Here is a 20,130-nt window from a genome sequence, read left to right on the forward strand (position 1 = left end):
GAGATTACTCATGGCAATTGTAAAGTGTAAGCCAACCTCTCCAGGTCGTCGTGGCGTTGTTAAGATTGTTAACAGCGATCTGCACAAGGGTAAACCTTTTGCTGGCCTGCTGGCGAAGAAGTCCAAGTCCGGTGGTCGTAACAACACCGGTCGTATCACTGTCCGTCACGTCGGCGGTGGTCACAAGCAACATTACCGTCTGGTCGATTTCAAGCGTGACAAAGATGGTATCCCAGCAAAGATTGAACGTCTGGAATACGATCCAAACCGTACCGCTCACATCGCTCTGGTTCTGTACGCAGATGGCGAACGTCGTTACATCCTGGCTGCCAAAGGCATGCAGGCTGGTGACAAGATCGTTTCTGGCGTAGATGCAGACATCAAGACCGGTAACGCCCTGCCGCTGCGCAACATCCCTGTGGGTTCTGTTGTTCACGCTGTGGAAATGAAGCCTGGCAAAGGTGCTCAGATTGCACGTTCAGCCGGTGCCTATGTACAAGTAGTGGCTCGTGATGGTGCCTACGCTACTCTGCGTCTTCGCTCAGGCGAAATGCGCAAAGTACCAGTAGACTGCCGCGCGACCTTAGGTGAAGTCGGTAATGCCGAGCACATGCTGCGCCAATTGGGTAAAGCTGGTGCCAAGCGCTGGAGAGGCGTACGCCCAACAGTTCGCGGTGTTGCAATGAACCCTGTAGATCACCCACACGGTGGTGGTGAAGGCCGTACTTCTGGTGGCCGTCACCCAGTAACTCCATGGGGCGTTCCAACTAAGGGTTATAAGACTCGTAGCAACAAACGCACTGACAAGTACATCGTACGTCGTCGTAATAAGTAATAAGAGGATTCGCCATGCCACGTTCTCTCAAGAAAGGTCCATTCATTGACCTGCACTTGCTGAAGAAGGTAGAGAAAGCGGTGGAAGCGGGTGACAAAAAGCCTATCAAGACTTGGTCACGCCGCTCAATGATCATCCCACAAATGATTGGGTTGACCATCGCTGTCCATAATGGTCGTCAGCACGTTCCTGTTTTCGTAACTGACGAAATGATCGGCCACAAACTTGGTGAATTCTCACCAACTCGCACTTATCGCGGCCACGCTGCTGATAAGAAAGCGAAGAAGCGTTAATACGGGAGGAATAAGATGGAAGTTTTAGCTAAACATCGTTTTGCCCGTACGTCGCCTCAAAAGGCTCGTCTGGTTGCTGATCAGATCCGCGGTCTGCCTGTTTCAAAGGCCCTCGAGATCCTGACTTTCAGCCCCAAGAAAGCCGCCGTACTGGTTAAGAAAGTAGTTGACTCTGCTATTGCCAACGCCGAGCACAATGAAGGCGCTGACATTGATGAGCTGAAAATTGCCAAGGTTTTCGTTGACGAAGGCCCAACAATGAAGCGCATCATGCCACGTGCCAAGGGTCGTGCTGATCGTATCATGAAGCGTACCAGCCACATCACTGTGGTTGTATCAGATCGCTAGGAGAGAGCAATGGGACAGAAAGTACATCCTAATGGTATCCGTCTGGGTATCACCAAGCCTTGGATCTCTACCTGGTACGCCGATAAAGCAGATTATGCAAATAACCTGCACAGCGACTGGGAAGTGCGTAAGTTTCTGGAAAAGAAACTGGAAGCCGCATCAGTATCTAAGATTGTTATTGAACGCCCAGCGAAAAGCATCCGCGTTACCATCCACACTGCCCGTCCAGGCGTTGTGATTGGTAAGAAGGGTGAAGATGTTGAAGTACTGCGCGCTGAAGTTGCCAAAATTGCTGGCACTCCTGCCCAAATTAACATCGCTGAGATCCGTAAGCCTGAACTGGACGCCAAGCTGGTTGCCGATTCTATCGCTCAGCAGCTCGAGCGTCGTGTAATGTTCCGTCGCGCCATGAAGCGTGCGGTACAGAACGCAATGCGTATCGGTGCCCAAGGTATCAAAGTTGAAGTTAGTGGCCGTCTTGGCGGCGCTGAGATTGCGCGTACCGAGTGGTACCGTGAAGGCCGCGTGCCTTTGCACACTCTGCGTGCTGACATCGACTATTCTACTGCTGAAAGCCACACCACCTACGGTGTGATCGGCATTAAAGTTTGGATCTTCAAAGGTGAAGTTCTGGACGGTATGCTGCCTCAGGTAGAAGAGCCGAAACAGCAGCAACCCAAGCGCAAGCCTCGTGGTAAATAGGAGAGCCGGCAATGCTGCAACCTAAACGTATGAAGTTTCGCAAGATGTTCAAAGGCCGCAACCGCGGTCTGGCGAGCGGTACCGAAGTTAGCTTTGGTACTTTCGGTCTGAAAGCAGTTGGCCGTGGCCGTTTGACTGCCCGTCAGATCGAATCTGCACGTCGTGCTATGACACGTCACGTTAAACGTCAAGGTAAAATCTGGATCCGGGTTTTCCCTGACAAACCAATTACCTCTAAGCCTCTTGAAGTGCGTATGGGTAAAGGTAAAGGTAACGTTGAATACTGGGTATGCCAGATTCAACCTGGTAAGGTACTCTACGAAATGAACGGCGTTTCTGAAGAGCTGGCTCGCGAAGCTTTCGCACTGGCCGCTGCCAAACTGCCAATCAAGACTACCTTCGTAACTAAGACGGTGATGTAATGAAAGCGAGCGAACTGAGAGAAAAAAGCGTTGAAGAACTGAACGCTGAATTACTTGGTCTGCTGCGTGAGCAGTTCAACCTGCGTATGCAACACGCCACTGGCCAGCTGGCCCAAACTCACCAGCTGAAGCAAGTGCGCCGTAATATTGCGCGTGTTAAGACCATTATTACTTCTAAGGCGGGTGCATAATGTCTGACAAAATCCGTACTTTGCAGGGTCGCGTAACCAGCAACAAAATGGACAAGTCCATCACTGTTGCCGTTGAGCGTCAGGTGAAACACCCTATCTATGGTAAGTACATCAAGCGTACTACCAAGATCCATGCACACGACGAAATGAATCAGTGCAACGAAGGCGATGTAGTCACTATCCGTGAATGTCGTCCTTTGTCCAAGACCAAGTCCTGGACCCTGGTTGAAGTAGTTTCCAAGGCCTAATAAGCCTGGATTGAGTAAACGGCCCCGAAAACCGGGGCCGTTTGTTTTTTAGCACTATCCATTCCCTTTTTATGGTGTTATACTTGCGCGCCATTTTTGTCCGTTTCTGGGCAGTAAATGGTGAGTAAATACCCCATAGTGGGGGATTGTGTGGTAACGATAGCGGAGCACTTAAAATGATCCAAATGCAATCGACTCTGGACGTCGCATGTAACAGTGGCGCTCGCAGAGTTCAGTGTATTAAGGTCTTGGGTGGCTCTCATCGTCGTTATGCCGGTATCGGCGACATCATCAAGGTTTCTGTTAAAGAAGCCATTCCTCGCGCTAAAGCGAAGAAAGGTGATGTGTATAACGCGGTGGTAGTCCGTACTAAGAAAGGCGTACGTCGTCCAGACGGTTCTGTCATTCGCTTCGATCGGAATGCGGCTGTTCTTCTGAACAACAACCTGCAGCCGATTGGTACTCGTATCTTTGGACCTGTGACCCGTGAACTGCGTAACGAGCAATTCATGAAAATCGTGTCGCTGGCACCAGAAGTACTGTAAGGAGCTTCAAAATGGCAGCAAAAATCCGTCGTGAAGACGAAGTAATCGTACTGACCGGTAAAGATAAAGGTAAGCGTGGCAAAGTGACTCGCGTACTGACTACCGGGAAAGTCATTGTTGAGGGCATCAATCTCGTCAAGAAGCACCAGAAGCCTAACCCACAACTGGGTGTGACTGGTGGTGTTGTTGAGAAAGAAGCACCGATTCAAGTATCAAATGTAGCGATCTTTAACCCTGTCACTGGCAAGGCGGATCGTGTTGGTTTCCGATTTGAAGACGGCAAGAAAGTGCGTTTCTTCAAATCGAACAGTGAACTCGTTAAGTAACTGGAGTAAACGATGGCGAAACTGCATGATAAATACAAAGAGACTGTTGTCGCTGAACTGACTAAAAAGTTCGGTTATACCAGTGTCATGCAAGTCCCTCGGATTGAGAAAATCACCCTGAACATGGGTGTTGGCGAAGCTGTTGCAGACAAGAAAATCATGGAAAATGCTGTCCGTGATATGACTGCTATTGCCGGCCAGAAGCCAGTAGTGACTGTAGCTCGTAAGTCAGTTGCTGGTTTTAAAATCCGTGAAGGCTACCCTATTGGCTGTAAAGTGACCCTGCGCGGTGAGCGCATGTGGGAATTCTTTGAGCGTTTGGTTGACATCGCAATCCCTCGTATCCGTGACTTCCGTGGTCTGAGCGCTAAGTCGTTCGACGGCCGTGGTAACTACGCTATGGGCGTGCGTGAGCAGATCATCTTCCCAGAAATCGATTACGATAAAATCGATAAAGTTCGTGGTATGGATATTGTTATCACTACCTCTGCGAACACTGACGAAGAAGGTCGTGCTTTGTTAGACGCTTTTAACTTCCCATTCAAGAAATAAGGGGTAGCGTAATGGCAAAAACTTCAATGAAAGCACGTGAAGCAAAGCGTGCAGTTCTCGTGGCCAAGTATGCTGAAAAGCGTGCCGCTCTGAAAGCTATCATCAACAGCCCTGAGTCTACTGACGAAGCGCGTTGGGATGCAGTTCTGAAGCTGCAAGCTCTACCACGTGATTCAAGCGCGTCGCGTCAACGCAACCGCTGTAATCAAACTGGTCGCCCACATGGCTTCCTGCGCAAGTTCGGCCTGAGCCGTATCAAACTGCGTGAAGCAACCATGCGTGGTGAAGTTCCTGGTCTGCGTAAGGCCAGCTGGTAAGCACTTGTCACGGAGTAAGCTAATATGAGCATGCAAGATCCTATTGCGGATATGTTGACCCGTATCCGTAACGGCCAAGCTGCTAACAAAGTATCTGTGAAGATGCCATCTGCTAAGCTGAAAGTCGCTATCGCGAAGCTGCTGAAAGAAGAAGGTTACATCACTGACTACGCCGTAGCAGAAGAAGCCAATAAGGCTGAACTGGAAATCACTCTGAAGTATTTCCAAGGCCAACCTGTCGTTGAGACTATCCAGCGCGTAAGCCGTCCTGGTCTTCGTATTTACAAAGGTAAAGACGAACTGCCAAAAGTGATGGGCGGTCTGGGTGTCGCAATCGTGTCCACTTCTAAAGGCCTGATGACTGATCGTGCCGCCCGCCTCGCTGGCATGGGTGGTGAGGTTATCTGCTACGTAGCGTAAGGAGCTAGGAAATGTCTCGTGTAGCAAAAGCACCAGTCACTATTCCTGCTGGCGTAGAGGTGACTTTGAATGGTCAGGAAATTACCGTCAAAGGCGGTAAGGGTACTCTGACTCGAGTAATCAACAATGCAGTAGCCGTTGTTGTTGAAGGTAACGAAGTAAAGTTTGGTCCAGTTGAAGGCGTTGTTAACGCTTGGGCCCAAGCTGGTACTGCCCGTGCCCTGATCAACAACATGGTGATTGGTGTATCTCAGGGTTTCGAGAAAAAGCTGCAACTGGTTGGTGTGGGTTACCGCGCTAAAGTTGCTGGCAGCGATCTGGATCTGTCCCTGGGCTTCTCACACCCGCTGGTACACAAAATGCCTGCTGGCGTTACTGCTGAATGCCCATCCCAGACCGAAATCGTTCTGCGTTCAATCGACAAAGAACTGGTAGGTCAAGTGGCTGCTGAGATTCGTGGCTATCGTCCACCAGAGCCTTACAAAGGCAAGGGTGTTCGCTACGCTAACGAAGAAGTACGCCGTAAAGAGGCTAAGAAGAAGTAGGTAACGCGATATGGATAAGAAAACATCTCGCTTGCGTCGTGCTACTCGCGCTCGCAAGAAGATCCAAGAGCTGGGCGTGAACCGTCTGGTTGTACATCGTACACCACGTCACATCTATGCTCAGGTGATCAATCCTGAAGCTCAGGTGGTTGCAACGGCTTCTACTGTTGAAAAGTCAATCAAAGAAGCTCTGAAGTATACCGGTAACGTGGATGCGGCCAAGGCAGTGGGTAAAGCCATTGCAGAACGCGCGGTTGAGAAAGGCGTGACTGTTGTTGCCTTCGACCGTTCTGGTTTCAAGTATCACGGTCGTGTGGCTGCTCTGGCAGACGCTGCTCGTGAAGCTGGCCTCCAGTTCTAAGGGGTTTATACAATGGCTAAAGTAGAAGCTCAACAGCAACAAAAAGACGATCTGCAAGAGAAATTGATTGCAGTTAATCGTGTTTCTAAAGTCGTTAAGGGCGGTCGTATCTTCAGCTTCACTGCATTGACTGTAGTGGGTGATGGTAACGGTCGTGTCGGCTACGGCTATGGTAAGGCGCGTGAAGTTCCAGCTGCTATTCAAAAAGCAATGGAAAAAGCCCGTCGCAACATGGTTTCTGTAGAACTGAACCACGGCACTCTGCACCATCCGGTGAAGGGTCGTCACACTGGTTCACGCGTTTACATGCAACCAGCTGCCCAGGGTACCGGTATTATTGCCGGTGGCGCAATGCGTGCCGTATTGGAAGTAGCAGGCGTTCACAACGTTCTGTCGAAAGCATACGGTTCTACTAACCCGATCAACATCGTTCGTGCAACTGTTGACGCTCTGGTACATATGAAGTCACCAGCGCAGATCGCAGCCAAGCGCGGCCTGAATGTTGACGAAATTCGGGGGTAATGCACCATGGCTACTAAAACTGTAAAAGTAACTCAGACCAAGAGTGCTATCGGCCGTCTGCCAAAGCACAAAGCCACTCTGACTGGCTTGGGTCTGCGTCGTATTGGTCACACCGTTGAGCTGGAAGATACTCCTGCTGTTCGCGGTATGATCAATAAGGTCTACTACATGGTTAAGGTGGAGGACTGATAAATGCGTCTGAATACTCTATCTCCAGCTGCAGGCGCTAAGTCTGCACCAAAGCGTGTAGGCCGTGGTATCGGTTCTGGCTTGGGTAAGACCGCTGGTCGCGGTCACAAGGGTCAAAAATCTCGTAGCGGTGGCGGTGTACGTCCTGGCTTCGAGGGTGGTCAAATGCCACTGAAGATCCGTCTGCCCAAGTTCGGCTTTACCTCGCGTATTGCTATGGTAACTGCTGAAGTTCGCGTAGGCGAACTGGCTAAAGTTAACGGTGATGTTATCGACCTGAACGCACTGAAAGATGCGAACGTTATTACTCGCAACATCCAGTTTGCGAAAATCGTTCTTTCAGGTACCATTGAGCGCCCAGTGACCGTGAAAGGTCTGAAGGTAACCAAAGGTGCACGTGCAGCTATTGAAGCTGCCGGCGGAAAGATCGAGGAATAATACGTCGATGGCAAAACCAGGACTTGATTTAAAAAGCGCGAAGGGCGGTCTTTCTGAACTGAAGGCCCGTCTCCTGTTCGTGATTGGTGCAATAATCGTGTTTCGTGCCGGTTCTTTTGTGCCAATTCCTGGTATTGACGCAGCTGTATTAGCAGAGCTGTTTGGCCAGCAACAAGGCACCATCCTGGGCATGTTCAACATGTTCTCCGGTGGTGCCCTTGAGCGTGCCTCTATATTTGCACTGGGGATCATGCCGTACATTTCGGCATCGATCATCATGCAACTGCTGACTGTAGTGCATCCTGCACTCGCCGAACTGAAAAAGGAAGGTGAGTCAGGTCGCAAGAAAATCAGTCAGTACACAAGGTGGGGCACCTTGGTGTTGGGTACATTCCAGTCGGTCGGTATTGCAACCGGTTTGCCGAACCTGGTTCCTGGCCTCGCGGTCAACCCAGGTTTCGGTTTTTACTTTGTTGCTACCGTGAGCTTGGTCACCGGGACTATGTTCCTGATGTGGCTGGGCGAACAAATAACCGAGCGTGGCATAGGTAACGGTATTTCGATCCTGATTTTTGCAGGTATCGTAGCCGGCCTGCCATCCGCTATCGGCCAAACGGCCGAGCAGGCGCGTCAAGGTGACATTAACGTACTGGTATTGCTGTTGATTGCAGTAATTGTACTGGTAGTGACTTATCTGGTGGTATTCGTTGAGCGTGGGCAGCGTCGTATCGTTGTCAACTACGCCAAGCGTCAGCAGGGCCGTAAGGTTTTTGCTGCGCAGAGCACTCACTTGCCACTGAAGGTCAACATGGCCGGTGTGATTCCGCCAATCTTTGCGTCCAGCATTATTCTGTTTCCAGGCACACTGGCTCAGTGGTTTGGTCAGAATCCTGCCCTGTCATGGCTCAGCGACATTTCGCTGGCCGTGTCACCCGGGCAGCCGCTGTACTCATTGCTTTATGCAACGGCAATCATCTTTTTCTGTTTCTTCTATACCGCGCTGGTGTTTAACCCACGCGAGACAGCAGACAACCTGAAGAAGAGCGGTGCGTTTATTCCCGGGATCCGTCCTGGAGAACAGACTTCGCGTTACATTGATAAAGTAATGACTCGTTTGACTCTGGCAGGCGCGTTATACATTACCTTTATCTGTTTAATTCCGGAGTTCATGTTAATTACTATGAAGGTGCAGTTTTATTTCGGCGGCACCTCACTGCTGATTATGGTAGTGGTAATCATGGACTTCATGGCTCAGGTTCAGACCCATTTGATGTCTCATCAATATGAGTCTGTGATGAAAAAAGCGAACCTTATTAACCAGGCGAACTTAGATCGTTTTGGTCGATAAGCCAGCTTTTACGGAGTGATGAAATGAAAGTTCGAGCTTCCGTGAAGAAGATCTGCCGTAACTGCAAGATCGTCAAGCGTAGTGGCGTTGTACGCGTTATCTGTGTTGAACCAAAACACAAACAGCGTCAAGGCTAAAAAAACCGGCCAGTCCCGATTTTCGGGCTGGCCAAAAAATGTTTGCAAACACGTCATCTGTCGAGTATCCTTTCGGGCTTTTCACAGATGGCCTTTAACTTAAGGAGTGCATAGTGGCCCGTATCGCTGGCATTAACATTCCTGATCAAAAGCATACAGTCATTGCATTGACTGCTATCTACGGCATTGGTCGTACTCGCGCTAAAGCAATTTGCGCGGCTACTGCTATCGCCGAAGACGCTAAGATCAAGGAATTGAGCGAAGCTCAAATCGATACTCTACGCGAAGAAGTTGCCAAATACACAGTAGAAGGTGACTTGCGTCGTGAGGTTTCAATGAACATCAAGCGTCTTATGGACCTTGGTTGTTATCGTGGCCTCCGCCATCGTCGTAGCCTGCCTCTCCGTGGGCAACGTACTAAGACCAATGCGCGTACCCGCAAAGGTCCACGTAAACCAATCAAGAAGTAACGGGAAGGTAGACAATGGCTAAAGTTCCGTCACGTTCTCCGCGTAAGCGCGTACGTAAACAGGTTGCGGATGGCATGGCTCATATCCATGCGTCTTTCAACAACACAATCGTGACTATCACCGATCGTCAAGGTAATGCTCTGTCTTGGGCAACTGCCGGTGGTTCAGGTTTCCGTGGTTCACGTAAATCTACCCCGTTTGCTGCACAGGTTGCCGCTGAGCGCGCAGGTGCTGCTGCTCAGGATTACGGTTTGAAAAACCTTGAAGTTTTTGTGAAGGGTCCAGGTCCAGGTCGTGAGTCAGCCATTCGTGCGCTGAACGCTGTTGGTTACAAAATTACCAACATCACTGACGTGACACCTATTCCTCACAATGGTTGTCGCCCTCCTAAAAAGCGCCGCGTGTAACTCGCCGTTTAGTTAGGATAGTTGGAGAAAGATCATGGCAAGATACTTGGGTCCCAAGCTCAAGCTCAGCCGCCGGGAAGGTACTGACCTTTTCCTGAAAAGCGGTGTGAGAGCAATCGATTCGAAGTGTAAGCTGGAAGCTGCACCTGGACAACATGGCGCTCGTAAGCCACGTCTGTCTGAGTACGGTCTGCAGCTGCGCGAGAAGCAAAAAGTTCGTCGTATTTACGGTGTGTTGGAAAAGCAATTCCGTAACTACTATAAAGAAGCTGCACGTCTGAAAGGCAACACTGGTGAAAACCTGCTGCAACTTTTGGAAACCCGTCTGGATAACGTAGTTTATCGTATGGGCTTTGGTGCGACACGTGCTGAAGCACGTCAGCTGGTTAGCCATAAGTCTGTTATGGTAAACGGTCGTGTTGTTAACATTCCGTCATTCAAAGTGTCTGCGAATGATGTAGTAAGCATCCGCGAAAAGTCACAGAAGCAAGCTCGTATCAAGGCTGCTTTGGAAGTGGCTGGTCAGCGCGAGAAGCCTACTTGGGTTGAAGTAGATGCCGCTAAGATGGAAGGTGCTTTCAAGCGCGTTCCAGAGCGTAGCGATTTGTCTGCGGATATTAACGAACAGCTGATCGTCGAGCTTTACTCTAAGTAAGGCTAACAAACAAGAGAGGACACAATGCAGGGTTCTGTTACAGAATTTCTTAAACCGCGTCTCGTGGATATCGAGCAGGTTAACCCAACTCGTGCCAAGGTGACTCTGGAGCCGCTCGAGCGTGGTTTCGGACATACTTTGGGTAACGCGTTGCGTCGCATCCTTCTGTCGTCTATGCCCGGCTGCGCGGTTACCGAAGTCGAGATCGACGGTGTGCTGCATGAATACAGCAGCAAGGAAGGCGTACAAGAAGATATCCTTGAAATCTTGCTGAACCTGAAAGGTCTGGCAGTGATCATCGAGGGTAAAGACGAGGCTATGCTCACTCTGAGCAAGTCCGGCGCAGGCCCTGTCACTGCAGCAGACATCACCCACGACGGTGATGTAACTATCGTCAACCCTGACCATGTTATCTGTCATTTGACCGGTAACAATGAGATCAGCATGCGTATCCGCGTTGAGCGTGGTCGTGGTTATGTGCCGGCTTCTGCCCGTGCCCAGACCGAAGACGATGATCGCCCAATCGGCCGTTTGCTGGTTGACGCTTCCTTCTCGCCCGTTGCCCGCATTGCCTACAACGTAGAAGCAGCGCGTGTGGAACAGCGTACTGACCTGGATAAGCTGGTAATCGATATGACCACTAACGGTACTATCGATCCGGAAGAAGCTATCCGTCGTTCCGCAACCATCCTGGCCGAACAGCTGGATGCGTTTGTAGAGCTGCGTGATGTTTCTGAGCCAGAGCAGAAAGAAGAGAAGCCAGAGTTCGATCCAATTCTGCTGCGTCCTGTCGACGATTTAGAGCTAACTGTACGTTCGGCCAACTGTCTGAAGGCCGAAGCGATTCATTACATCGGAGATCTGGTACAACGCACTGAAGTTGAGTTGCTCAAGACACCTAACCTGGGTAAGAAGTCTCTTACCGAGATCAAGGATGTGTTGGCTTCTCGCGGACTGTCGCTAGGTATGCGTCTGGAAAACTGGCCTCCAGCCAGCTTGGCCGACGACCTGTAAGTCCCAGGTTTGTACAGATTTAGGTTATAAGGATTAGGTCATGCGCCATCGTAAGAGTGGTCGTCAACTTAACCGCAACAGCAGCCACCGCCAAGCTATGTTCCGCAACATGGCTTCTTCACTGGTTCGTCACGAGATCATCAAGACGACCGTAGTGAAGGCGAAAGAACTGCGCCGCGTAGTTGAGCCTCTGATAACACTTGCTAAAAGTGACAGCGTTGCAAATCGTCGTCTGGCATTTGCTCGTACCCGCGATCAAGAAGTCGTAGGTAAACTGTTTAATGAACTGGGTCCACGTTACCAGGAGCGTCCTGGTGGTTACACCCGTATCCTGAAGTGCGGTCTGCGTGCCGGTGATAAAGCCCCTATGGCTTACATCGAGCTGGTTGGCCGTCCTGAAGCTGCTGAAGCCGTAGACGTCGAAGCAGCCGAGTAATCGGGATAGTTCAATTAAAAAGGCCGGGTAGCAATATCCGGCCTTTTTGTTTTTCGTTTGTCTGCCTGTCGCTTCTGTATTGGGCTTCAATGTGGGTTGTGTAATTCGTTGGGCAGCCAACAGCCAACAGCCAACAGCCAACAGCCAACAGCCAACAGCCAACAGCCAACAGCCAACAGCCAACAGCCAACAGCCAACAGCCTACAGCCTACAGCCTACAGCCTACAGCCTACAGCCTACAGCCTACAGCCTACAGCCTACAGCCTACAGCCTACAGCCTACAGCCTACAGCCTACAGCCTACAGCCCAAAGCCCAAAGCCCAAAGCCCAAAGCCTACAGCCCAAAGCCTACAGCCCAAAGCCCAAAGCCCATATCCCAAAGCCCATAGCCCAAAGCCCGGCCCATAGCTCACAGCACACGACAGTACCTACAGACTGTGCGAGCCTATCGCGCTGACGGTAATGGATGGCTAGCCTTTACTCTGGCTCTTGGGGAATGCTTGGACGTGGTTTGGTTATGTGCGGTGGAGACAGGAAGGGCCTTTCGCAGGCATAAAAAAACGCCTCCGGAGGGAGGCGTTTATGGCAGTTAGCGTGAACCACCTTTTTGCTTGTCGCCATAATCAAGCTTTTGGTGATTCTTACCCATGGCTTCAGCGACCTCGGGGGGCATGTAATTTTCATCGTGCTTGGCCAATACTTCCGATGCCTCAAGCTTACCTTCGCCGGTCAATATACCTTGCGCGACAATTCCCTGGCCTTCTCGGAACAGATCGGGCAGCAGATCGTCATAGGTCACCAGAATCTCACCGCCATTGGCGTCGTGTACCGCAAACTCCACGTGCAAGCTTTGCGGATCGCGCTTGAGCGATCCCTCAGTCACCATACCGCCGACGCGAATGCGCTGGCCTACGGTCGGTTTAATGCCGGTATCGGTCTTGCCGTTTACAATTTCACTCGGGGTGTAGAAAAGGTTGATGTTGCTGTTGAGCGCGTACAGCAGCAGCGAAGCCACAGCGGCTACACCGCCAATAAGGGCGACAACCAGGGTCAGTCTTTTCTTGCGTCTTGGGTTCATGCTTTGGTACTCCGATGTTCTTTCAGGCGCTCTTCGCGGACAATTTTCTTGGCAATTTCCGTTAACACCTTTTGTTGTTGGCTCCGGCTTGACAGTATTAATGCTGCCAGACAACCGAAAGTGGTGCCGTAAGCCAACCAAACGTAGAAGGCATAGCCTCCCATGTTGAAGAATTCACTTAAAGATTCAAATTGCATTATTTGACTCCTTTCGCCATGGCCATTTCCCTGACCCAGGGACGCATGGCATTACGTGCCAGTATTTCGGCTTTGAAACGCAATATGGTGATGGCACCCACCATCATGCCAAAGCCAAATATGTTAATCAGCAGCGGAAAGAGCATGTCCATTGACATGGTGGACTTCTCGGTGATCCTGATGGTCGACGGCTGATGCAGTGAACTCCACCATTCCACCGAGTATTTGATAATCGGAATATTGATTACCCCTACTATGGCCAGGATCCCAGCAGCTCTGGCTGCCAGCACCTTGTCTTCAAATGAGGCGTACAGGGATATCACCCCCAAATAAAGAAACAGTAATACCAATTCCGATGTCAGACGTGCATCCCATACCCACCAAGTCCCCCACATGGGTTTACCCCAGGTGGCGCCGGTGAACAGGGCGATAAAGGTGATCACAGCACCAATTGGCGCCATTGACGCTGCTGCCCAGTCGGCGAGTTTAATTTGCCACACCAAACCGATGAACGCGGCAGTAGCCATGCCCATATACACAGCCATCGACATTGACGCTGCCGGCACATGGATGAAGATAATCCGGTAGCTGTCACCCTGCTGATAGTCGCTTGGCGCAAAAGCCAGGCCCCAGAGTGTGCCCGTACCGATCAACACTACGGCCAGGACGGTAAACCACGGAAGCAGTTTATCTGACAGTTTGAAGGCTCGCTCAGGATCTGCGTAAGGATGAAGCCATTTCCACATTTAGTTTGTACTCACTCTAAGGGAAGCCCCAATTGCAAAGGGCGCCAAGGTTAAAGAACCTGCCAGCATGGCTGCTATTATAGCGAGCTGGCCATCGTAGGGTAAATTCATTCCCGCCGCGTCTATGGCACTGGTGGCAAAAATAAGCACCGGAATATACAGCGGCAGGATCAATAAACTGAGCAGGACACCCCCCTTCCGTAAACCCACGGTCAGAGCCACGCCGATGGCGCCAAGTAAGCTGAGTACCGGAGTGCCCAGAAGCAGAGTGCTCATCAGGGCGCCGTAGCTGTTCTCTTCAAGGTGAAGCAGTACCGCCAGCAGGGGAGAGACCAGGATCAGCGGCACGCCGGTCAGTAGCCAGTGTGCCAGTACTTTCGCCAGCACCAAAATAGACAGCGGCTGGGGGCTCAACAGCATTTGCTCCAGTGAGCCATCGACAAAATCAGCCTTGAACAGGCGCTCAAGAGAGAGCATGGAGGCAAGCAGCGCGGCAACCCAAATGATACCGGGGGCAATTTGGGTCAAAATTTTCGGTTCAGGTCCTATGCCGAGGGGAAACAGGGTCACCACCATGACAAAGAAGAGTAATGGGTTGAATATATCGCCACGGTGACGGACGGCTATCTTCAGATCGCGCTTTAGCAGTGTGAAGAATGCCTGGGTAAAACTGATGCCTCTTTTCATGCAATAACCTTATAGGAAGCGATAATCCAGGCGGAGTTTGCGTAATCTGTCGTCTTTGATTAACCCCATGTCCTGATGGGTGGTCAATATGACGCAGCCACCGCTATCGGCGTGTTGAATGAACAAATGTTCAAGTTCCTCAACACCACGTTTATCAATGGCGGTGAAAGGTTCGTCGAGGATCCAGATTTTGGCACTATTGTGCCAAAGCCTGGCCAAGGCCGTACGCCTGTGTTGGCCGGCGGACAGATGCCCCGCCAGGGCTTCTTCAAAGCCACCTAGGTTCACCTTGGCCAGGATTTCGCGGCAATCAAAGTCAGCATAACCACTGATCCTTAAATTGAAGTTAAGGTTTTCTTCTGCTGTCAGCTCGCTTTTCACCCCGGCCAAGTGGCCAAGGTAAAGCAAGTCTTCATTGAATTCATCGCGGCAGGCATTGATGTCCTCATGCTGGTACTTCACGGTGCCTGCGTATGGGCGGGACAAACCGGCAAGGATCCGCAACAGGCTGGTTTTACCTGCCCCGTTAGGGCCTTCAATCTGGATTATATCGCCGGGATTGATGGCGAAACTCAGGTCATCAAACAGAATGCGCTCTTCGCGGATGCAGGTAAGACCCTCTGCGGAAATCAATGCGTTAGCTGTCATTAACTTTGGGGTCACTGATGCCTCTGGTTCGGGAATGTCTAGCTGCTGCGATACTAACACACTTGACCTCTATGGTGATCCGGCGCAGGGATTTAGTGTCAGCATTTTGATCTGGCTCAGCTTCTGCTGCCCACGCCCGTTTTCTATGGCTTGCTAATATAATAAGGAAATTGTGTCCCATGTCTCATCCTGATTCAAAGGCTGGGATTGTGGTCACAAAAAGGTGAGTTTTGGTGAAGTTTGTAGTAGCCTTGGTTACGCAATCATCAGTCTGCCCCTTTAGAAAGGCAGCGTTGAGCATTGTAACAATTGCATTAGGAACACTTAGAATGAAAAAACTGTTAGCAGTGGTAGCAGTAGCTTCTCTGGCAATGGCCGGAAGCGTATCTGCACAAGAAGGTAAGGCTGTATACGAGAAAGCATGCCACGTATGCCACGCCATGGGCGTTGCCGGCGCACCAGTTGTTCATGACGCTGCCCAATGGGAGCCTCGCCTGGCCAAGGGTATCGATGCTCTGGTAGGCAGCGTTAAATCAGGTCTGAATGCTATGCCACCAGGTGGCATGTGCACCGACTGTTCCGATGACGATTACAAGGCTGCTATCGAGTTCATGTCCAAGTAATCTGGCATCAGATAAAAAACCGGCCCTATTGGCCGGTTTTTTTATGCCGATTTTGCTGAGATGAGTGAGGTAAAAATAAAGGCTCCCTGGGGAGCCTTTATTTATTTGGGCTGAACGCTAATGGACCTGAACGTCCAACGTCAGTTGGATTTGCTCGCCTGGTTTGACGGAGGCAACCCGACCCTGAAGATCTCCGGCTTGCGGTCTGACTGTGCCGCTTTTTGAGAGCAGGGCAATAACATCCACTACCTTGGCACCACTGAGCTTATGATCGTTGCTCATGGCGCTGCTGTCGTCCAGTTTAACCGTCATGGGCATGGCATCGGCCTTGACCTTGGTCACAGCCAAGGGGATACGCTCGCCGTCTGTGGTGCGGGCAAACACAAACAGGGTGTCACTTGCCTGCACCTGAGTGGCCAGCTCGGGTTTTACCGATACAGTCACTGTCAGTTCAGATGCCTGGGTCATTGGCCTGTGAGTGGCATCATTTGGCATGGCACCGCTGTCCTGCATTCTCATTCTGGCGGTCGCGATGGCATTGGCCAGGGCTTCACGATCAACGTCCGGACGGTCAGAGGTCAGTATGGTTTCCCAGGCGGTGATGGCCTTGGTGAAGTCGGAACTGAAAAATGCGTCCATACCAACCAGCAACAGAGTCGAAGGATCCTTGGGATCCAGTGCCAGAGCCTGATCGATCAGGGCCTGTACTTCCGGCGTCATTTGCTGATCGTTTTTGTAGTAGAGCGCGGTGGCTTTAGGGCCGAGCATTTCCGCATAGGTACCAACCAGCTCCATGACCTTATCGAAGGCAGTCATGGCCTTGTCATATTGGCCGGCTGAGATATAGGCATGGCCGAGAGAGAACCAGGCCTGGCTGTTTTCGGGCTCAGAGGCGACGGCGGCCTCCATCATTTTCAAACGCTGGGCCATCAGTTGTTCCGGATTCATGCCGGCGTGAGGATCATTCGCCACGGGAGGATTGGCCAACTCCTCAAATGCACCCAGGCGGTGATACATGAAGGCGGTGACTGCCAGCAACATTACCGACATCAGAATTGGCCACGCCAGACTGCGGGAGTTCTTGTTAAGTCCGGCACTGGCCTTGTCGCCTTGCTTGATATCCTGTAGCAGGCTCAGTTCCAGCTCGGCTTTCAGCGCGTCAAATTCGCTTTGATCCAGAGATTGATTGGTCAACTCCAGTTCAAGATTGGCCAATCTTTCTTTGTACAAAGCCAGGTTGGTGCTTTGACGCACATCTTCAGCTTTGGCCAGACCCTTTTGTTGGCGGAAATGGGGAATCCAAATCAGCACCAGGCCGACCAGGACAACGAGTGCTATCAAAATCCAGAATGTGGTCATCGTTTCAGTTCGCTTTCGTTTGAATTGACGGTAAAGCAGGGTTGAGCGCCAGATTATACGAAAAGCAGATTCATTGAACAGTAATATACGCTTTTCGACCCGGAGTTGAGGTCTGCCTCACAGATCAATGACTCACGAAGAACTTTCGCTTAAGTGTCATTGTCAGATTGCAAACCCTGATGCGGGTCTTGGGTCGACAAATACAGAATGAGACTCGTAACCCATTATTGAGCTAAAGTGGCAGACAGCCACAGTAGCTATGTCTAAAATGGCACGAGCATTCGCAAGCACTAATATGTGCAGCAAGGCTTGTTGTGGGTTGATGCTCAGCCGGGCATTCAACATGGCAAATTGATTGAAGGAATCCTCATGATCCCAGAACTTGGACATTTTTCGCTGATCACCGGCATGGCCTTTGCCCTGCTGCTGACCATCGTGCCTCTGATTGGGGTGGCGCGCAAGGATCAGTACCTGGTGCGTTATGCTTGGCCTTTAGCTTACGGCATGTGTTTCTTTATCCTTTTGGCCATAGTGGCTCTGGGATACAGCTTTGCCGTGGACGATTTCTCGGTTTCCTATGTGGCCCAGCATTCCAACTCGCAGCTACCCATATTCTTCAAGATTGCCGCGGTCTGGGGTGGTCATGAAGGTTCCCTGCTGTTTTGGGTTTTCGCCATCTCTGTTTGGGCCGCTGCAGTAGCGACCTTCAGTAAGGGATTGGAAGAGGTGTTCACCGCAAGGGTGTTGGCCGTTATCGGTCTTATCACCCTGGGCTTCAGTACCTTCACTTTGCTGACCTCCAGTCCCTTTGCCCGCCTGTTTCCGGCACCGATGGAAGGACGGGATCTTAACCCCATGCTGCAGGACGTGGGCCTTATCTTCCATCCCCCCATGCTGTATCTGGGGTATGTTGGATTTGCGGTCAGTTTTGCTTTTGCCATTGCGGCGCTGCTCAGTGGTCGCCTGGATTCCGCCTGGGCACGATGGAGTCGTCCTTGGACACTCGCTGCCTGGATATTCCTGACCGGCGGTATCGCGCTGGGCTCCTGGTGGGCCTACTATGAGCTGGGCTGGGGCGGCTGGTGGTTCTGGGATCCGGTTGAAAACGCCTCCTTTATGCCTTGGTTGATCGGTACCGCTTTGGTGCATTCGCTTATCGTCACCGAAAAGCGCGGCACCTTCCGCAACTGGACGGTACTGCTGTCTATTTTTGCGTTTTCTCTAAGCCTGCTTGGCACCTTTATTGTGCGTTCCGGCGTGCTGACCTCGGTGCACTCCTTTGCGTCCGACCCCAGTCGCGGTATGTTCATTCTGTTGCTCTTGGGTATTACCATAGGTGGTTCGCTGACACTCTTTGCCTTCCGGGCCAGCGATATGACCAGTCCTGCCAAATTTGAACTCATGTCCAAGGAAACCATGTTGCTGTTGTGCAATGTGATACTCACTGTAGCCGCAGGCACTGTGCTGCTTGGCACCCTGTATCCACTGCTGATTGATGCACTGGGCATGGGTAAGATCTCCGTTGGACCACCGTACTTTAATGCCGTGTTTGTTCCTCTGGTGCTGGTACTGTTCGTCTTCATGGGGATCGGTCCCATTGTGCGATGGAAAAAAGCCAAACAAGGTGAACTTAAGCGTCAGTTATTGATACCGGCGGTTGTGTCTGTACTGTTTGGTTTGGCGGCTCCATTCCTGGCCGGCGGAGAGTTCAATGCCTGGGTTGCTGCCGGAATAGCGGCAGCTGTGTGGATTACCCTGGCAACCCTGCGTGAAGCTTATAACCTCGCCAAGACCAAAGAAGGCACATTTGAACTGACCCGCATCAGCCGCGGCCAATTGGGCATGATAGTCGCGCACCTGGGCATCGCCGTTTCTGTGGTTGGAGCAACCATGGTGTCCAACTACACCATAGAAAAGAGTGTGCGTATGGGGCCGGGTGCCAGCTATGAGTTGGCCGGTTACACCTTCAAGTTTGTCGATATTAAGAATATGGCCGGTCCGAACTACACGGCGAAACAAGGCCAAATTGAGGTTTACGAAGGGGATAAGTTCCTGACGCTGCTCAAGCCCGACAGACGTCAGTACAATGTCAGCACCATGGATATGACCGAAGCCGGCATCGACTGGGGTCTGTTCCGGGATTTGTATGTCACCATGGGTGATCCTGTCAGTGATACAGAATTTGCCGTGCGTCTGAATTACAAGCCTTTCGTCCGCTGGTTGTGGTTCGGTGGCATATTTATGATGATCGGCGGTTTATTTGCCGCTTCGGACAAGCGTTATCGGGTGCGTGCCGCAGCGCCTGAGGCGGCTCAGGGAAAAATGGCAACTGCCTGATTTTGGAGATGACATGAAAAAGCTGGTGCTCTTTATTCCACTGTTTGTGTTTTTAGGACTGGGGATCTTTTTGTACAAAGGATTGTTTCTTAATCCACAGCAATTGGATTCCGCCCTGGAAGGAAAGCCTATTCCGGTATTTTCCCTGGAAAAATTGGATGTACCCGGGGAAATGATCAGCAATGAAGATCTCAAGGGTAAGGTGTCCATGCTCAACGTATGGGCGACCTGGTGTCCTTCCTGTAAGTATGAGCATCCATTTTTGCTGATGTTGTCACGTAAAAACATATTGCCTATCTATGGCATAAATTACCGTGACGAGCGCGATCCGGCATTGCAGGAACTCAAATATCAGGGCAATCCCTATACGATGAATATTTTCGATAAGGATGGCCGACTGGGACTGGATTTGGGCGTTTATGGCGCCCCAGAAACTTTCCTGGTGGATCACAAGGGAATTATTCGATATCGCTTCGCCGGACCAGTCGATCAGCGGGTATGGAGTGAAACCCTGTATCCCATGATACAGCAGCTCCAAGCCGAAGCTGCGCAGCAAGGAGCCGCATCATGATCCGTGCATTGCTCGTATTTTGCTGTTCGGTGCTGTTTTCATGGCAAGTGCTGGCGACGCCTGTGGACACCTATGAGTTCAAGTCGGCAGAAAATCAGAAGCGCGCTTTGGCATTGGCACACGAGCTGCGCTGTCCCCAATGCCAAAACCAAAACCTGATTGA

Annotated in this window: 34 protein-coding genes (1 of these 34 only partly in view); 28 read left to right on the top strand and 6 right to left on the bottom strand. The window is 51.1% G+C overall.

What is annotated here, in order from left to right; translation table 11 throughout:
- Positions 1-10: 10 nt before the first annotated feature.
- The 24 genes from rplB to rplQ all read left to right on the top strand — a co-directional run bounded on the left by rplB (position 11) and on the right by rplQ (position 11,721).
- Positions 11-835 carry a 50S ribosomal protein L2 gene (rplB, locus tag JYB85_RS01090; protein WP_207380700.1) on the top strand — a complete coding sequence of 275 codons (825 nt, stop codon included), beginning with the start codon at positions 11-13 and terminating at the stop codon, positions 833-835.
- Positions 836-849: 14 nt separating this feature from the next.
- The gene (gene rpsS / locus JYB85_RS01095; protein WP_011758338.1) at positions 850-1,128 is read left to right on the top strand and encodes a 30S ribosomal protein S19; all 279 of its coding nucleotides are present in this window, start codon (positions 850-852) and stop codon (positions 1,126-1,128) included.
- A gap of 15 nt (positions 1,129-1,143) precedes the next feature.
- Positions 1,144-1,476, top strand: a complete 333-nt coding sequence (gene rplV / locus JYB85_RS01100) for a 50S ribosomal protein L22 (RefSeq protein WP_207321624.1) — start codon at positions 1,144-1,146, stop codon at positions 1,474-1,476.
- Between the two features lie 9 nt (positions 1,477-1,485).
- Positions 1,486-2,178 (top strand): 30S ribosomal protein S3, encoded by a 693-nt coding sequence (gene rpsC, locus JYB85_RS01105; protein WP_207380701.1) that lies wholly within the window; start codon positions 1,486-1,488, stop codon positions 2,176-2,178.
- Positions 2,179-2,189: 11 nt separating this feature from the next.
- Positions 2,190-2,600, top strand: a complete 411-nt coding sequence (gene rplP / locus JYB85_RS01110; RefSeq protein WP_207380702.1) for a 50S ribosomal protein L16 — start codon at positions 2,190-2,192, stop codon at positions 2,598-2,600.
- Positions 2,600-2,791: a 50S ribosomal protein L29 gene (gene rpmC, locus JYB85_RS01115; RefSeq protein ID WP_011758342.1), complete on the top strand. Its 192-nt coding sequence runs from the start codon at positions 2,600-2,602 to the stop codon at positions 2,789-2,791. The genes rplP and rpmC overlap by 1 nt, the downstream gene beginning before the upstream one ends.
- A complete protein-coding gene (gene rpsQ / locus JYB85_RS01120; protein WP_207321627.1) occupies positions 2,791-3,039 on the top strand; it encodes a 30S ribosomal protein S17 in 249 nt (82 codons plus the stop codon). Before rpmC ends, rpsQ begins: the two co-directional genes overlap by 1 nt.
- Positions 3,040-3,215: 176 nt before the next feature.
- Positions 3,216-3,584, top strand: a complete 369-nt coding sequence (gene rplN, locus JYB85_RS01125) for a 50S ribosomal protein L14 (protein ID WP_006083590.1) — start codon at positions 3,216-3,218, stop codon at positions 3,582-3,584.
- 11 nt (positions 3,585-3,595) lie between these two features.
- Positions 3,596-3,910, top strand: a complete 315-nt coding sequence (gene rplX, locus JYB85_RS01130; RefSeq protein WP_207380703.1) for a 50S ribosomal protein L24 — start codon at positions 3,596-3,598, stop codon at positions 3,908-3,910.
- Between the two features lie 12 nt (positions 3,911-3,922).
- Positions 3,923-4,462 (top strand): 50S ribosomal protein L5, encoded by a 540-nt coding sequence (gene rplE / locus JYB85_RS01135; protein WP_207321629.1) that lies wholly within the window; start codon positions 3,923-3,925, stop codon positions 4,460-4,462.
- Positions 4,463-4,473: 11 nt separating this feature from the next.
- Positions 4,474-4,779 (top strand): 30S ribosomal protein S14, encoded by a 306-nt coding sequence (gene rpsN, locus JYB85_RS01140; RefSeq protein ID WP_207321630.1) that lies wholly within the window; start codon positions 4,474-4,476, stop codon positions 4,777-4,779.
- A gap of 24 nt (positions 4,780-4,803) precedes the next feature.
- Positions 4,804-5,199, top strand: coding sequence for a 30S ribosomal protein S8 (gene rpsH / locus JYB85_RS01145; RefSeq protein ID WP_207321631.1), 396 nt, complete (start codon positions 4,804-4,806; stop codon positions 5,197-5,199).
- An 11-nt stretch (positions 5,200-5,210) separates the two neighbouring features.
- The gene (gene rplF / locus JYB85_RS01150; protein ID WP_207321632.1) at positions 5,211-5,744 is read left to right on the top strand and encodes a 50S ribosomal protein L6; all 534 of its coding nucleotides are present in this window, start codon (positions 5,211-5,213) and stop codon (positions 5,742-5,744) included.
- Positions 5,745-5,754: 10 nt separating this feature from the next.
- On the top strand, positions 5,755-6,105 hold the full coding sequence (gene rplR / locus JYB85_RS01155) for a 50S ribosomal protein L18 (RefSeq protein ID WP_207321633.1): 351 nt from the start codon (positions 5,755-5,757) through the stop codon (positions 6,103-6,105).
- Between the two features lie 12 nt (positions 6,106-6,117).
- Entirely contained in the window at positions 6,118-6,627 is a 510-nt protein-coding gene (gene rpsE / locus JYB85_RS01160; protein ID WP_207380704.1) for a 30S ribosomal protein S5, read from the top strand.
- Between the two features lie 6 nt (positions 6,628-6,633).
- Positions 6,634-6,816: a 50S ribosomal protein L30 gene (gene rpmD, locus JYB85_RS01165; RefSeq protein ID WP_207321635.1), complete on the top strand. Its 183-nt coding sequence runs from the start codon at positions 6,634-6,636 to the stop codon at positions 6,814-6,816.
- 3 nt (positions 6,817-6,819) lie between these two features.
- Entirely contained in the window at positions 6,820-7,254 is a 435-nt protein-coding gene (rplO, locus tag JYB85_RS01170) for a 50S ribosomal protein L15 (protein WP_207321636.1), read from the top strand.
- Positions 7,255-7,261: 7 nt separating this feature from the next.
- On the top strand, positions 7,262-8,602 hold the full coding sequence (gene secY / locus JYB85_RS01175; RefSeq protein WP_207380705.1) for a preprotein translocase subunit SecY: 1,341 nt from the start codon (positions 7,262-7,264) through the stop codon (positions 8,600-8,602).
- A gap of 23 nt (positions 8,603-8,625) precedes the next feature.
- Positions 8,626-8,739 carry a 50S ribosomal protein L36 gene (rpmJ, locus tag JYB85_RS01180; RefSeq protein WP_006083579.1) on the top strand — a complete coding sequence of 38 codons (114 nt, stop codon included), beginning with the start codon at positions 8,626-8,628 and terminating at the stop codon, positions 8,737-8,739.
- Between the two features lie 113 nt (positions 8,740-8,852).
- Positions 8,853-9,209 carry a 30S ribosomal protein S13 gene (rpsM, locus tag JYB85_RS01185; protein WP_207321638.1) on the top strand — a complete coding sequence of 119 codons (357 nt, stop codon included), beginning with the start codon at positions 8,853-8,855 and terminating at the stop codon, positions 9,207-9,209.
- Positions 9,210-9,223: 14 nt separating this feature from the next.
- Entirely contained in the window at positions 9,224-9,616 is a 393-nt protein-coding gene (gene rpsK, locus JYB85_RS01190) for a 30S ribosomal protein S11 (protein ID WP_207321639.1), read from the top strand.
- 34 nt (positions 9,617-9,650) lie between these two features.
- Positions 9,651-10,271 carry a 30S ribosomal protein S4 gene (rpsD, locus tag JYB85_RS01195; RefSeq protein ID WP_207321640.1) on the top strand — a complete coding sequence of 207 codons (621 nt, stop codon included), beginning with the start codon at positions 9,651-9,653 and terminating at the stop codon, positions 10,269-10,271.
- A 24-nt stretch (positions 10,272-10,295) separates the two neighbouring features.
- Positions 10,296-11,285 (top strand): DNA-directed RNA polymerase subunit alpha, encoded by a 990-nt coding sequence (locus JYB85_RS01200; protein WP_207321641.1) that lies wholly within the window; start codon positions 10,296-10,298, stop codon positions 11,283-11,285.
- 40 nt (positions 11,286-11,325) lie between these two features.
- Positions 11,326-11,721 carry a 50S ribosomal protein L17 gene (gene rplQ / locus JYB85_RS01205; RefSeq protein WP_207380706.1) on the top strand — a complete coding sequence of 132 codons (396 nt, stop codon included), beginning with the start codon at positions 11,326-11,328 and terminating at the stop codon, positions 11,719-11,721.
- Between the two features lie 589 nt (positions 11,722-12,310).
- Here the strand turns inward: rplQ and ccmE are convergent.
- The 5 genes from ccmE to ccmA are packed head-to-tail and all read right to left on the bottom strand — an operon-like array spanning position 12,311 to position 15,077.
- Positions 12,311-12,799 carry a cytochrome c maturation protein CcmE gene (ccmE, locus tag JYB85_RS01210; protein WP_207380707.1) on the bottom strand — a complete coding sequence of 163 codons (489 nt, stop codon included), beginning with the start codon at positions 12,797-12,799 and terminating at the stop codon, positions 12,311-12,313.
- The gene (ccmD, locus tag JYB85_RS01215) at positions 12,796-12,996 is read right to left on the bottom strand and encodes a heme exporter protein CcmD (protein WP_207380708.1); all 201 of its coding nucleotides are present in this window, start codon (positions 12,994-12,996) and stop codon (positions 12,796-12,798) included. Before ccmD ends, ccmE begins: the two co-directional genes overlap by 4 nt.
- The gene (locus JYB85_RS01220; RefSeq protein ID WP_207380709.1) at positions 12,996-13,742 is read right to left on the bottom strand and encodes a heme ABC transporter permease; all 747 of its coding nucleotides are present in this window, start codon (positions 13,740-13,742) and stop codon (positions 12,996-12,998) included. Before JYB85_RS01220 ends, ccmD begins: the two co-directional genes overlap by 1 nt.
- Positions 13,743-14,429, bottom strand: coding sequence for a heme exporter protein CcmB (ccmB, locus tag JYB85_RS01225; protein WP_207380710.1), 687 nt, complete (start codon positions 14,427-14,429; stop codon positions 13,743-13,745).
- A 9-nt stretch (positions 14,430-14,438) separates the two neighbouring features.
- On the bottom strand, positions 14,439-15,077 hold the full coding sequence (ccmA, locus tag JYB85_RS01230; protein WP_207381941.1) for a cytochrome c biogenesis heme-transporting ATPase CcmA: 639 nt from the start codon (positions 15,075-15,077) through the stop codon (positions 14,439-14,441).
- 329 nt (positions 15,078-15,406) lie between these two features.
- Between ccmA and JYB85_RS01235 the strand changes: the two genes are divergently transcribed.
- On the top strand, positions 15,407-15,700 hold the full coding sequence (locus tag JYB85_RS01235) for a c-type cytochrome (RefSeq protein WP_207380711.1): 294 nt from the start codon (positions 15,407-15,409) through the stop codon (positions 15,698-15,700).
- Between the two features lie 117 nt (positions 15,701-15,817).
- On the opposite strand, the gene ccmI is transcribed toward JYB85_RS01235, so the two are convergent.
- Positions 15,818-17,059 (bottom strand): c-type cytochrome biogenesis protein CcmI, encoded by a 1,242-nt coding sequence (gene ccmI, locus JYB85_RS01240; protein WP_207380712.1) that lies wholly within the window; start codon positions 17,057-17,059, stop codon positions 15,818-15,820.
- Between the two features lie 369 nt (positions 17,060-17,428).
- On the opposite strand from ccmI, the gene JYB85_RS01245 reads away from it, so the two are divergent.
- The 3 genes in view from JYB85_RS01245 to nrfF are tightly spaced (at most 13 nt apart) and all read left to right on the top strand, a layout consistent with a single transcriptional unit that may run on beyond the window.
- Positions 17,429-19,396, top strand: coding sequence for a heme lyase CcmF/NrfE family subunit (locus JYB85_RS01245; RefSeq protein ID WP_207380713.1), 1,968 nt, complete (start codon positions 17,429-17,431; stop codon positions 19,394-19,396).
- Positions 19,397-19,409: 13 nt separating this feature from the next.
- A complete protein-coding gene (locus tag JYB85_RS01250) occupies positions 19,410-19,967 on the top strand; it encodes a DsbE family thiol:disulfide interchange protein (RefSeq protein ID WP_207380714.1) in 558 nt (185 codons plus the stop codon).
- On the top strand, positions 19,964-20,130 hold the 5' end (the start) of the coding sequence (gene nrfF / locus JYB85_RS01255; protein ID WP_207380715.1) for a heme lyase NrfEFG subunit NrfF. Its footprint extends 334 nt past the window's final position; the window shows 167 of its 501 coding nt (coding positions 1-167); its start codon is at positions 19,964-19,966; its stop codon lies beyond the right edge, outside the window. The genes JYB85_RS01250 and nrfF overlap by 4 nt, the downstream gene beginning before the upstream one ends.

The organism is Shewanella sedimentimangrovi, from assembly GCF_017354965.1.
Lineage (GTDB): Bacteria > Pseudomonadota > Gammaproteobacteria > Enterobacterales > Shewanellaceae > Shewanella > Shewanella cyperi.

Excerpts from the sequence above, each read along its gene's own strand:
- rplB (WP_207380700.1), top strand. The coding sequence starts at position 11 with ATGGCAATTGTAAAGTGTAAGCCAACCTCTCCAGGTCGTCGTGGCGTT.
- rpsK (WP_207321639.1), top strand. The coding sequence starts at position 9,224 with ATGGCTAAAGTTCCGTCACGTTCTCCGCGTAAGCGCGTACGTAAACAG.
- JYB85_RS01245 (WP_207380713.1), top strand. The coding sequence starts at position 17,429 with ATGATCCCAGAACTTGGACATTTTTCGCTGATCACCGGCATGGCCTTT.
- ccmA (WP_207381941.1), bottom strand. The coding sequence starts at position 15,077 with ATGACAGCTAACGCATTGATTTCCGCAGAGGGTCTTACCTGCATCCGC.
- rplR (WP_207321633.1), top strand. The coding sequence starts at position 5,755 with ATGGATAAGAAAACATCTCGCTTGCGTCGTGCTACTCGCGCTCGCAAG.
- rpsQ (WP_207321627.1), top strand. The coding sequence starts at position 2,791 with ATGTCTGACAAAATCCGTACTTTGCAGGGTCGCGTAACCAGCAACAAA.
- JYB85_RS01235 (WP_207380711.1), top strand. The coding sequence starts at position 15,407 with ATGAAAAAACTGTTAGCAGTGGTAGCAGTAGCTTCTCTGGCAATGGCC.
- JYB85_RS01220 (WP_207380709.1), bottom strand. The coding sequence starts at position 13,742 with ATGTGGAAATGGCTTCATCCTTACGCAGATCCTGAGCGAGCCTTCAAA.
- ccmB (WP_207380710.1), bottom strand. The coding sequence starts at position 14,429 with ATGAAAAGAGGCATCAGTTTTACCCAGGCATTCTTCACACTGCTAAAG.
- rpsD (WP_207321640.1), top strand. The coding sequence starts at position 9,651 with ATGGCAAGATACTTGGGTCCCAAGCTCAAGCTCAGCCGCCGGGAAGGT.
- rpsS (WP_011758338.1), top strand. The coding sequence starts at position 850 with ATGCCACGTTCTCTCAAGAAAGGTCCATTCATTGACCTGCACTTGCTG.
- rplV (WP_207321624.1), top strand. The coding sequence starts at position 1,144 with ATGGAAGTTTTAGCTAAACATCGTTTTGCCCGTACGTCGCCTCAAAAG.
- rplO (WP_207321636.1), top strand. The coding sequence starts at position 6,820 with ATGCGTCTGAATACTCTATCTCCAGCTGCAGGCGCTAAGTCTGCACCA.
- rpsE (WP_207380704.1), top strand. The coding sequence starts at position 6,118 with ATGGCTAAAGTAGAAGCTCAACAGCAACAAAAAGACGATCTGCAAGAG.
- rpmC (WP_011758342.1), top strand. The coding sequence starts at position 2,600 with ATGAAAGCGAGCGAACTGAGAGAAAAAAGCGTTGAAGAACTGAACGCT.
- rplQ (WP_207380706.1), top strand. The coding sequence starts at position 11,326 with ATGCGCCATCGTAAGAGTGGTCGTCAACTTAACCGCAACAGCAGCCAC.
- rplN (WP_006083590.1), top strand. The coding sequence starts at position 3,216 with ATGATCCAAATGCAATCGACTCTGGACGTCGCATGTAACAGTGGCGCT.
- rpmD (WP_207321635.1), top strand. The coding sequence starts at position 6,634 with ATGGCTACTAAAACTGTAAAAGTAACTCAGACCAAGAGTGCTATCGGC.
- rpsC (WP_207380701.1), top strand. The coding sequence starts at position 1,486 with ATGGGACAGAAAGTACATCCTAATGGTATCCGTCTGGGTATCACCAAG.
- JYB85_RS01200 (WP_207321641.1), top strand. The coding sequence starts at position 10,296 with ATGCAGGGTTCTGTTACAGAATTTCTTAAACCGCGTCTCGTGGATATC.
- rpsH (WP_207321631.1), top strand. The coding sequence starts at position 4,804 with ATGAGCATGCAAGATCCTATTGCGGATATGTTGACCCGTATCCGTAAC.
- rplF (WP_207321632.1), top strand. The coding sequence starts at position 5,211 with ATGTCTCGTGTAGCAAAAGCACCAGTCACTATTCCTGCTGGCGTAGAG.
- JYB85_RS01250 (WP_207380714.1), top strand. The coding sequence starts at position 19,410 with ATGAAAAAGCTGGTGCTCTTTATTCCACTGTTTGTGTTTTTAGGACTG.
- ccmD (WP_207380708.1), bottom strand. The coding sequence starts at position 12,996 with ATGCAATTTGAATCTTTAAGTGAATTCTTCAACATGGGAGGCTATGCC.
- secY (WP_207380705.1), top strand. The coding sequence starts at position 7,262 with ATGGCAAAACCAGGACTTGATTTAAAAAGCGCGAAGGGCGGTCTTTCT.
- rpsN (WP_207321630.1), top strand. The coding sequence starts at position 4,474 with ATGGCAAAAACTTCAATGAAAGCACGTGAAGCAAAGCGTGCAGTTCTC.
- ccmE (WP_207380707.1), bottom strand. The coding sequence starts at position 12,799 with ATGAACCCAAGACGCAAGAAAAGACTGACCCTGGTTGTCGCCCTTATT.
- rplP (WP_207380702.1), top strand. The coding sequence starts at position 2,190 with ATGCTGCAACCTAAACGTATGAAGTTTCGCAAGATGTTCAAAGGCCGC.
- rplE (WP_207321629.1), top strand. The coding sequence starts at position 3,923 with ATGGCGAAACTGCATGATAAATACAAAGAGACTGTTGTCGCTGAACTG.
- ccmI (WP_207380712.1), bottom strand. The coding sequence starts at position 17,059 with ATGACCACATTCTGGATTTTGATAGCACTCGTTGTCCTGGTCGGCCTG.
- rplX (WP_207380703.1), top strand. The coding sequence starts at position 3,596 with ATGGCAGCAAAAATCCGTCGTGAAGACGAAGTAATCGTACTGACCGGT.
- rpmJ (WP_006083579.1), top strand. The coding sequence starts at position 8,626 with ATGAAAGTTCGAGCTTCCGTGAAGAAGATCTGCCGTAACTGCAAGATC.